This window comes from Paraburkholderia bengalensis (assembly GCF_037126505.1).
GTDB lineage: Bacteria > Pseudomonadota > Gammaproteobacteria > Burkholderiales > Burkholderiaceae > Paraburkholderia > Paraburkholderia bengalensis.
In genome coordinates, this window is record NZ_JACFYJ010000204.1 from 1 (window position 1) to 3,451 (window position 3,451).

The 3,451-nt window shown below is 53.9% G+C and carries 2 rRNA genes; both read left to right on the forward strand.

The features are described from left to right. The first annotated feature begins 256 nt into the window (after positions 1 to 256). Positions 257 to 3,138: ribosomal RNA gene (locus H3V53_RS42480) — 23S ribosomal RNA — on the forward strand. Positions 3,139 to 3,330: 192 nt separating this feature from the next. Continuing rightward, positions 3,331 to 3,444: ribosomal RNA gene (gene rrf / locus H3V53_RS42485) — 5S ribosomal RNA — on the forward strand. Positions 3,445 to 3,451: the final 7 nt, after the last annotated feature.

Sequence of the window (3,451 nt, forward strand, 5' to 3'; positions counted from 1 at the left end):
CATTGGCGATTGAGCCAGTCAGAGAAGATATGCGGTTATAGCAATCGCCATATCGGCTGTCGTTCTTTAACAATCAGGAAGAAGTAGTAAAGAGATTCGCGAAAGCATACTTAGAGATGGGTGTGTGAGTAGGCGAATCAGGGTTGTGATTGTATCGAAAGTATTTAAGGGTTGTCGAAAGACAGCCTTGGAATACGGCACAACGCGAAAACTCAGCCTGTAGCGGATGTTCTTGAAAGAGACACACCCGTTATAGGGTCAAGCGAACAAGTGCATGTGGTGGATGCCTTGGCGATCACAGGCGATGAAGGACGCGGTAGCCTGCGAAAAGCTCCGGGGAGCTGGCAAACAAGCTTTGATCCGGAGATGTCCGAATGGGGAAACCCACTCCGAATGGAGTATCCATGGCTGAATACATAGGCCATGTGAAGCGAACGCGGTGAACTGAAACATCTAAGTAACCGCAGGAACAGAAATCAACCGAGATTCCCAAAGTAGTGGCGAGCGAAATGGGATCAGCCTGTACTCTTTATCTGCACGGTTAGGCGAGCGCTCTGGAAAGTGCGGCCATAGTGGGTGATAGCCCCGTAGCCGAAAACCGTGTGGAAGAACTAGGTGTACGACAAGTAGGGCGGGACACGTGAAATCCTGTCTGAAGATGGGGGGACCATCCTCCAAGGCTAAATACTCGTGATCGACCGATAGTGAACCAGTACCGTGAGGGAAAGGCGAAAAGAACCCCGGGAGGGGAGTGAAACAGATCCTGAAACCGCATGCATACAAACAGTCGGAGCCTCGCAAGGGGTGACGGCGTACCTTTTGTATAATGGGTCAGCGACTTACATTCAGTGGCGAGCTTAACCGATTAGGGCAGGCGTAGCGAAAGCGAGTCCGAACAGGGCGATTCAGTCGCTGGGTGTAGACCCGAAACCAGGTGATCTATCCATGGCCAGGTTGAAGGCACGGTAACACGTGCTGGAGGACCGAACCCACTAACGTTGAAAAGTTAGGGGATGAGCTGTGGATAGGGGTGAAAGGCTAAACAAACCTGGAAATAGCTGGTTCTCTCCGAAAACTATTTAGGTAGTGCCTCGTGTCTCACCTTCGGGGGTAGAGCACTGTCATGGTTGAGGGGTCCATTGCGGATTACCTCGCCATAGCAAACTCCGAATACCGAAGAGTGCAATCACGGGAGACAGACATCGGGTGCTAACGTCCGGTGTCAAGAGGGAAACAACCCAGACCGCCAGCTAAGGTCCCCAAATATGGCTAAGTGGGAAACGAAGTGGGAAGGCTAAAACAGTCAGGAGGTTGGCTTAGAAGCAGCCACCCTTTAAAGAAAGCGTAATAGCTCACTGATCGAGTCGTCCTGCGCGGAAGATGTAACGGGGCTAAGCCATATACCGAAGCTGCGGATGCGTGCCTGGCACGCATGGTAGGAGAGCGTTCCGTAAGCCTGCGAAGGTGCACTGGAAAGTGTGCTGGAGGTATCGGAAGTGCGAATGCTGACATGAGTAGCGATAAAGGGGGTGAAAGGCCCCCTCGCCGTAAGCCCAAGGTTTCCTACGCAACGTTCATCGGCGTAGGGTGAGTCGGCCCCTAAGGCGAGGCAGAAATGCGTAGCTGATGGGAAGCAGGTCAATATTCCTGCACCAGTGTGAAATGCGATGGGGGGACGGATCGCGGAAGGTTGTCCGGGTGTTGGAAGTCCCGGTCGCTGCGTTGGAGAAGGTGCTCTGGCAAATCCGGGCACGGAATTCAAGGGCGTGGCGCGAGCGGCTCAGGCCGCGAAGCAATCGGAAGGGGTTCCAGGAAAAGCCTCTAAGCTTCAGTTTCACATTGACCGTACCGCAAACCGACACAGGTGGGCGAGATGAGTATTCTAAGGCGCTTGAGAGAACTCGGGAGAAGGAACTCGGCAAATTGGTACCGTAACTTCGGGATAAGGTACGCCCCTGTAGCTTGACTGGCTCGCGCCAGAAGGGTGAAGGGGTTGCAATAAACTGGTGGCTGCGACTGTTTAATAAAAACACAGCACTCTGCAAACACGAAAGTGGACGTATAGGGTGTGACGCCTGCCCGGTGCCGGAAGATTAAATGATGGGGTGCAAGCTCTTGATTGAAGTCCCGGTAAACGGCGGCCGTAACTATAACGGTCCTAAGGTAGCGAAATTCCTTGTCGGGTAAGTTCCGACCTGCACGAATGGCGTAACGATGGCCACACTGTCTCCTCCCGAGACTCAGCGAAGTTGAAGTGTTTGTGATGATGCAATCTCCCCGCGGCTAGACGGAAAGACCCCATGAACCTTTACTGTAGCTTTGCATTGGACTTTGAACCGATCTGTGTAGGATAGGTGGGAGGCTATGAAGCGTGGACGCCAGTCTGCGTGGAGCCGTCCTTGAAATACCACCCTGGTTTGTTTGAGGTTCTAACCTTGGCCCGTGATCCGGGTCGGGGACAGTGCATGGTGGGCAGTTTGACTGGGGCGGTCTCCTCCCAAAGTGTAACGGAGGAGTACGAAGGTACGCTAGGTACGGTCGGAAATCGTGCTGATAGTGCAATGGCATAAGCGTGCTTGACTGCGAGACTGACAAGTCGAGCAGGTGCGAAAGCAGGTCATAGTGATCCGGTGGTTCTGTATGGAAGGGCCATCGCTCAACGGATAAAAGGTACTCTGGGGATAACAGGCTGATACCGCCCAAGAGTTCATATCGACGGCGGTGTTTGGCACCTCGATGTCGGCTCATCTCATCCTGGGGCTGTAGCCGGTCCCAAGGGTATGGCTGTTCGCCATTTAAAGAGGTACGTGAGCTGGGTTTAAAACGTCGTGAGACAGTTTGGTCCCTATCTGCCGTGGGCGCTGGATATTTGAAGGGGGCTGCTCCTAGTACGAGAGGACCGGAGTGGACGAACCTCTGGTGTACCGGTTGTCACGCCAGTGGCATCGCCGGGTAGCTATGTTCGGAAGAGATAACCGCTGAAAGCATCTAAGCGGGAAACTCGCCTTGAGATGAGATATCCCCGGGGCTTCGAGCCCCTTGAAGGGTCGTTCAAGACCAGGACGTTGATAGGTCAGGTGTGGAAGCGCAGTAATGCGTTAAGCTAACTGATACTAATTGCCCGTAAGGCTTGATCCTATAACCGGTGTGTTTCGCGGTCGTGGTGAATGCTTCAGCATTGGCCATGACCCTGCCCCCGAAGGGGGCGCACACAGGTCTGAGATCGGTGTTGTGCCGGAAACAACACAACCCCCTCTTTACGCTTCTTCCAGATTGGCTGTGGCGCGACCAGGTTACGCAACCTCCACCGCGACGCAGCAACCCGTCATGCCTGATGACCATAGCGAGTCGGTCCCACCCCTTCCCATCCCGAACAGGACCGTGAAACGACTCCACGCCGATGATAGTGCGGATTGCCCGTGTGAAAGTAGGTAATCGTCAGGCTCCTTAC